Origin of the sequence: Sphingorhabdus sp. (assembly GCF_046292425.1) — a bacterium.
In the GTDB taxonomy this organism is placed as follows: Bacteria; Pseudomonadota; Alphaproteobacteria; order Sphingomonadales; family Sphingomonadaceae; genus Sphingorhabdus_B.
The window spans coordinates 24,153-30,251 of record NZ_JBKBQV010000030.1; the positions used below are offsets into that span (position 1 = coordinate 24,153).

Genomic DNA, 6,099 nt, shown 5'->3' on the forward strand with positions numbered 1-6,099 from the left:
TGTGTTCTTGTCATATGCGCAGAGAGGGCAAAAGCGCAATCACGCCAAAACAACGCTTCAAAACTTTGAAGTACCGTCATCCAGCAACCGAGCGACCAAATACGCGATGGACAGCTCACAACTCTATGATATCAATAGATTATCTGGATTCGTCAACGGGGGCAGCAGGCAAATGGGGTCAAGATTCGTAACTGCAATTTTTTGCTTGGTTGCCTTGTTTGTTCCGGGTCAAGTCAATGCCGAATGGCATGAGGCAAGCAGCGACCATTTCCTCGTGTTTGCCGATCAGAATGAAAAGGACACCCGCGAATTCACCGAACGGCTGGAACGCTTCAACAGCGCAATGCACGTCATTCTGGGGCGTGAAGTCCTGACACCAAGCCCGTCAAACCGCGTAACCATCTACGTCGTTCGAAACGCCAGCGAGGTGCGCAAACTGGCAGGGGACAAGACTGGCTCTTTGCTCGGTTTCTATCAGGCACGGGCCGGCGGCTCGGTTGCATTCGTCGCCAGAGTGGACAGCGATGGCGGCCCGGTCACGCAAAGCGAACAGGTGCTCTTTCACGAATATGCGCACCATGTCATGCACAGCAGCAACGAATGGTCGACCCCGCGCTGGTTAAGCGAGGGATTTGCTGAATTCTTCTCGACCGCACGGTTCGAAAGAATGGCGGCATGGGACTAGGGCTGCCAGCAATACATCGGGCCAACGAATTCAAATATGCCAAGGACGTCCCGATCGAGGCTCTGCTCGATGCAAAAAGCTACAAAAAACTTCGGAAAGGCGTCTACGATGAGTTTTACGGGCGTAGCTGGCTGCTATACCATTACCTGACATTGTCCGGCAAACGCCCTCGCCAGCTTATCAATTACCAGGTTGCCCTGGCCAATGGCGCGAGCGAGCTTGATTCTGCGAAAACTGCTTTTGGTGACCTTCGTGCGCTGGATGCGGAACTGGACGCATATCTTGCTCAACGACGCATGCGCTACGTTCCCATTGCAGGCGAGAAATTGAAGGTGGGAACCATTTCGGTCCGCAAAATGCGTGAGGCCGAGGCAGCGATCATGCCAGTCATTCTGGAATCCAAGCGCGGCGTAAATTCGGAAATGGCAAAGGCGCTGCTGCCACGTGCCCAGGCAGTCGCCGCCAGCTTCCCCAATGATCCATTTGTACTGGCGGCTCTGGCAGAGGCGGAACATGACGCGGGAAATTTTGCCGAAGCTGCGAAAATCGCCGACAAGGCTCTCGCCGCGAACCCCGCATTGGTCAACGCACATGTGCAAAAAATCTTTGCCCTCTCCCGCCTTGCAAGGGACGCACAAGACCCTGATTCCGCCTGGAGACTTACCCGAAAGGCAGTCACCGCGCTGAATAAAGTGGAGGTGGACCACCCGATCCCGTTGATCTATTATTATATCAGCCTGAAGGCGCCGGGTAAGGAAGTTACCGATGTCGCCGCCCATGGCCTCGAACGCGCGCTTCAACTGGCGCCCTATGACAAAAGCGTCCGTTGGCAATTGGTGCAACAATTCATGGACGAGAAAAAATATGCCGTAGCCTATCGCACGCTGATGCCACTGGCCAACGACCCGCACAATCAAAGCGATGACAATCCGGCGGTGGCCCTGCTGGCGCAGATTAAAGGGAAGTGGGAACAGGAAGCAAAAGGCGCCGCCGATGCTCCGGCCACGTGAGTCCACGGCAATGAGAGATTTTGTTCGCTGGATTGGTTTAGTTATCTGGATGACGATTTCATATTTTGTCTTCGGCGAAATCTGGAAGCTTATCCTATAGGATTGGGAGTGAACGCGCCCGGCTTAGCGCGGTTGGTCGAACATGCCATCCACGACGCCCCCGAAACGATCATTCAGGGCGGTGTAGTTGTCACCGAACGCCGCCTTTTCAACCACCGCGATGATGTGGATCGTCAGCCAGCGCTTCCCCGAACAATATGGCAGCGCGACCGGCATTATGGATATGCATGGCATGAGCCACGCGATGCAGAAACTGAAGGCCAAATGGGAGGCCGAATGGCGGACGAAATATGAGGCGGAGCAAGCTGCCATTGCAGAGGCCGAAATCGAAGAACAGGAAGCGGCGTTGGAGGCCGAACGCCGCGAGCTGCTCCCCGCATTCCTCGTCAAAATGTACCAGCAAAAGGTCCGCGAGGAACGCAAATACCGCCTAAGCGGTAATGTGAGGAGCGCCGATGTCACCCTGCGGCAGCTCACGCATCTGGAACTTTACATGGAGTTCGCCAACCTGCCCGAGCCGGAAATCATGGCCTTCTTCGACAGCGCCGCCACCGACCCGTACCCATGGGAAAACGAAATCAGCCGAGCCATAGAAGCCCACCGCCAAGCCGCCTGGGCGATGGATGGGGAGGATGACAGTAACCCCCTCCTGCGCCCCACGCCCTTAAGCTACGGCCCAAAAGGCCCGCCCCACCACGTCATGATGGCCGGCCCAAATATGCGAGAGAGAGAACCCGCGCCCGCGACCAGGCCGAAGCCCAGATGGCGGAAGCGCAACGGTTGTGGGAAGCCTGTGCGACGGAGGAAAGTTGGGTGGGGTTTGGCAAGGGCTAAGTCACAGTTTCACAGTTATAGATGCTTGTGACGACTGGCGGTGGCGCGCCTATTTTATGCTGGGTTTGCCCCGAGCCGTGTAGGAAAGGCTCGTATAAGAAAAAGTGGCATATACCAACGCTTCGTATACCAAAAAATCAGCTTTGTTTTTAGCTGGCCATTTGAAACGTCTACAGGTGTCGACAATAAAGTTGACGTCAGGGAGAACTGAAATGATGGAGTGGACAAAATCGGCAAAACCAAACAACCGTCTTACCGCTTTCGCTGAACTCGCAACGCCCGTTGGAAAATCAGGAGCAAATGAGTCAACGCTTCTGGTTGCCATTTTGTGGGGCATTGCAATTGCCTTGAGCTGATAGATTTAACATTAGAACGGCGGGATTTATCTCGCCGTTCAGTCAAATGAAGCGAAATTTTTATGCCTTGTGAATTTGAAGAAGCAGTAGCTGAATTCGATGCAAGAATGCATGACATAAAAGTGCATGAGCATTTTTTTCCAATATTCATATTTTTTCTTCTATTTTAAATAAAAATCTTTATATAAATCGAATGAATGCTATCTTAAAATCAGTACTCAATAGAACTTCTCAAACAAATTTGTATTTAATAACGGGAACTTTTATTTCTTTACATAGTTCAAAATACAGTAATTGTATCATAATAGGACACAGTCATAAGTCAGAATTTCTTTATATGACTCCTATTTTTTCTTTTCAATCCCCTATTTCTGGATCAGGTTATTCAATTGATAGATATAGGTTAGTTAATGACGACTTTGTTCAAGAAATTGACGCTGAAACTAGGATCGAATTCGTCAATCGCGAATTTATAGATCCATTCAAGATAGCTAAAAAGTCTGGGACTGGCGAAATAATCGATGTTGTTAATAAAACGGATGATGAGATATCGTTTTCCCTCCGAGTGAGCTCAAATCCAATAAGCCCATTTCAAATAAATTTCGATAGGAATACATTAAAGACATTTGGAATAACCCCAGTTGATCCAATGTCTAGCAATTTAACAACGATATTTGACCTTTTAGCTGACATATCCGATCAAAGTTCAATTGAATACCTCCTTCCATTTGTGAAGCACGAACTCCACTTTGTAAGGTGGCGAGCCATTCGTTCTATTTACTCGATAGACGAGAACGTCGGCTTACAGTTGATCCAAAAAGCTTTGTTGGATTCGCACGAACACGTACGTGCTGCGGCTGCTTCTACAATGGCTCAAATTTCTACCTGAGGGAGAATTGTGGTGTTACTGATTTCTGATTTGGATGAAAAACGAAAGATAGGGCCGGAAGAATGTTTGGCACTCGCTGGCGAATTGATCCGCGAAAATAGTGTAGAAGCGATCTGGGAAAATTCATGGATTCTTCGAGCACTTGCAAATGACAGAAATTTTCTGATTAATCGCTATAATGAGCGCCTAAAGTCTTACTGGGCTGGCGATGAGAGAGATAAGTATCAGCCTCAATCACTCGAGCTCGCCAACAACAATCGGTTTTACATTCGATCTAACATCTGGATGCCGCTTTCGGCGTCCTCAAAAACCCTAGAGTTTGAACAGAAGTTATTTGCTTATGAGATTCCTCACGATCACAATTTTCAGCTGCTGACGGTTGGCTACTACGGGCCCGGCTATCCAACCGACATATACGAGTACGATTCGTGTCGTGTAATAGGCGCCGTTGATGAAGAAATTGAAATGTCAAAGAAAACTGAGACCGTTCTCAGTCCGGGGCGTATGATTTTTTATCGGCAGAGTCGAGATATACACATCCAACATACTCCGCCGGAGATGTCCGTTTCTTTAAATCTCAGCCTGTCAGATCCAAGTTATGATCTCATACCTCAGTATGTGTTTGACGTGAACGCTAAGAAAATTGTTGGCGGTGCCGGAGATTTACACTCAAACCGCTTATTTCTGCTTGACGTGTTCAAAGCTGTGAATGACGGCAATACGGTCGAGATACTTTCGGATTTCGTTCGCTATTTCGATTGTCCCCGTACACGTGCTGTAGCATTTCAGGTGCTCGGCGAGATCGAACCGGATGCATGCGCGCCGCTTCTGGCTAAAACAGATATTGGCAAAATTGCCTACCGTAGCGAGTATCTGGCGCGTGGGAACGCTGCACGAGAATATTCCAGGTTCTAGATGAGCAGACAAAATATCGACCCGCCTATAAAAATGCCCGGCTTAGCAAAAATCAGAGGTTGGCAGTTATTACTGGCGACGTTTGCTTTACTGTGGATTTATAGAACGACTGCAAAAAATTTAGAAACTGATGCAATTAACTGGCCCGCGTGGACGGTGTGGTTTTTGCTTACCATACTGTACAGAATGCGCGCATCAAATGCAGACTGTGGCCCATTCCCCGCCTCTCATATGCTTGCTCGCTCTTCTGCTGGTGCTGCTATCCTTGTGTCAATATCTAGCATCTCTATAATAAGGGACGGATCCATATCCGCAGAACCACCAATACTTTTGCTTAGCTGCACCATGGGGTTATACATCATATCCGGCTTAGCAACGCTCAAACGAATATCGCGATACCAACCGTTAGATTGTGAGAAGCAGTCATTCTCAACATGGTTGAACGTATGGCTGCCCTCCGGCCTGGGCGCGGTCCTCGTGCGTGACTTGCGCATAATAGCCTTCGCATTTTCGCCCAGACGTCGGCGAATAGAACACAATGATGAGTATTCAACAGTATTTACGAACCACTTTGTCGCCAGACCGATGCTTATCGCTTTACTCGCCATTTCTTTAGTAGAACTCGCTGTAGTTCATATATTGCTTCGCTCACTTTCACCTTGGATCGTATTTGCGCATTTAGCTTTTGGTGCCTTTTTTGTTTTGTATTTGATGGGTATCATAAGGTCTTTTGCCAACATGCCGACAACTATCGAAGACGGATTGTTGCGCGTAAGGATGAGTGTTTTTTTTGAAGCTGTCAGTCCAGTTAGTAATATCTGTGCCATCTCGCGGATTAATACTATGCCGTCGCAGAGCGCCGAGATAGTGGCAAACGGAGCTATCTTCGTGGCTCCGAATATCCTCATTGAGCTGACGAATGAGGTTGAAGTTGAACGCATGTTCAAACCTAAACATCGCGCGAGATTTATCGCTATTTATGTGGACGACCCATCAACCTTCATTGCTTCAACTTCCTAACATCGTTCGAGCTCACAGCATTGCGATTTGGCTTCATCTCAAACTCATCTGACCGCTGGTCGCCTGACGGCCCCACGCATCCGCAATGAGAGAATATCTATTCCTCACCCATCCGAAGCGCCGCAATAAAGGCTTCCTGCGGGATGCTCACATTCCCATACTCGCGCATCCGTGCCTTGCCCTTTTTCTGCTTTTCCAGCAGCTTTTTCTTGCGGCTGATGTCGCCGCCATAGCATTTCGCGGTCACGTCCTTGCGCATCGCGGCGATCGTTTCGCGGGCGATGACCTTGCCGCCGATCGCGGCCTGAATGGGGATTTTGAACAGGTGGC

7 protein-coding genes and 1 pseudogene are annotated in these 6,099 nt (G+C 49.3%); 7 read left to right on the top strand and 1 reads right to left on the bottom strand.

The window, feature by feature from the left end; all coding sequences use genetic code 11:
- Positions 1–205: 205 nt before the first annotated feature.
- The 7 genes from ACK4S7_RS07965 to ACK4S7_RS07995 all read left to right on the top strand — a co-directional run bounded on the left by ACK4S7_RS07965 (position 206) and on the right by ACK4S7_RS07995 (position 5,769).
- Complete coding sequence (locus ACK4S7_RS07965; RefSeq protein ID WP_409645729.1) at positions 206–685, top strand: hypothetical protein; 480 nt, start codon at positions 206–208, stop codon at positions 683–685.
- The gene (locus ACK4S7_RS07970) at positions 676–1,695 is read left to right on the top strand and encodes a hypothetical protein (RefSeq protein ID WP_409645731.1); all 1,020 of its coding nucleotides are present in this window, start codon (positions 676–678) and stop codon (positions 1,693–1,695) included. Before ACK4S7_RS07965 ends, ACK4S7_RS07970 begins: the two co-directional genes overlap by 10 nt.
- A gap of 187 nt (positions 1,696–1,882) precedes the next feature.
- The gene (locus tag ACK4S7_RS07975) at positions 1,883–2,620 is read left to right on the top strand and encodes a hypothetical protein (RefSeq protein WP_409645733.1); all 738 of its coding nucleotides are present in this window, start codon (positions 1,883–1,885) and stop codon (positions 2,618–2,620) included.
- Between the two features lie 181 nt (positions 2,621–2,801).
- Positions 2,802–2,945, top strand: a complete 144-nt coding sequence (locus tag ACK4S7_RS07980) for a hypothetical protein (protein ID WP_409645735.1) — start codon at positions 2,802–2,804, stop codon at positions 2,943–2,945.
- A gap of 337 nt (positions 2,946–3,282) precedes the next feature.
- Positions 3,283–3,834, top strand: coding sequence for a HEAT repeat domain-containing protein (locus tag ACK4S7_RS07985; protein ID WP_409645737.1), 552 nt, complete (start codon positions 3,283–3,285; stop codon positions 3,832–3,834).
- Positions 3,835–3,846: 12 nt separating this feature from the next.
- Positions 3,847–4,749 (top strand): hypothetical protein, encoded by a 903-nt coding sequence (locus tag ACK4S7_RS07990; protein WP_409645739.1) that lies wholly within the window; start codon positions 3,847–3,849, stop codon positions 4,747–4,749.
- A complete protein-coding gene (locus ACK4S7_RS07995) occupies positions 4,750–5,769 on the top strand; it encodes a hypothetical protein (protein WP_409645740.1) in 1,020 nt (339 codons plus the stop codon).
- A gap of 97 nt (positions 5,770–5,866) precedes the next feature.
- Here the strand turns inward: ACK4S7_RS07995 and ACK4S7_RS08000 are convergent.
- Positions 5,867–6,099, bottom strand: a pseudogene (locus tag ACK4S7_RS08000) (elongation factor 4); the annotation flags it as partial.

Coding starts and splice junctions, on each gene's coding strand:
- ACK4S7_RS07970 (WP_409645731.1), top strand. CDS start 676: ATGGGACTAGGGCTGCCAGCAATACATCGGGCCAACGAATTCAAATAT.
- ACK4S7_RS07995 (WP_409645740.1), top strand. CDS start 4,750: ATGAGCAGACAAAATATCGACCCGCCTATAAAAATGCCCGGCTTAGCA.
- ACK4S7_RS07980 (WP_409645735.1), top strand. CDS start 2,802: ATGATGGAGTGGACAAAATCGGCAAAACCAAACAACCGTCTTACCGCT.
- ACK4S7_RS07985 (WP_409645737.1), top strand. CDS start 3,283: ATGACTCCTATTTTTTCTTTTCAATCCCCTATTTCTGGATCAGGTTAT.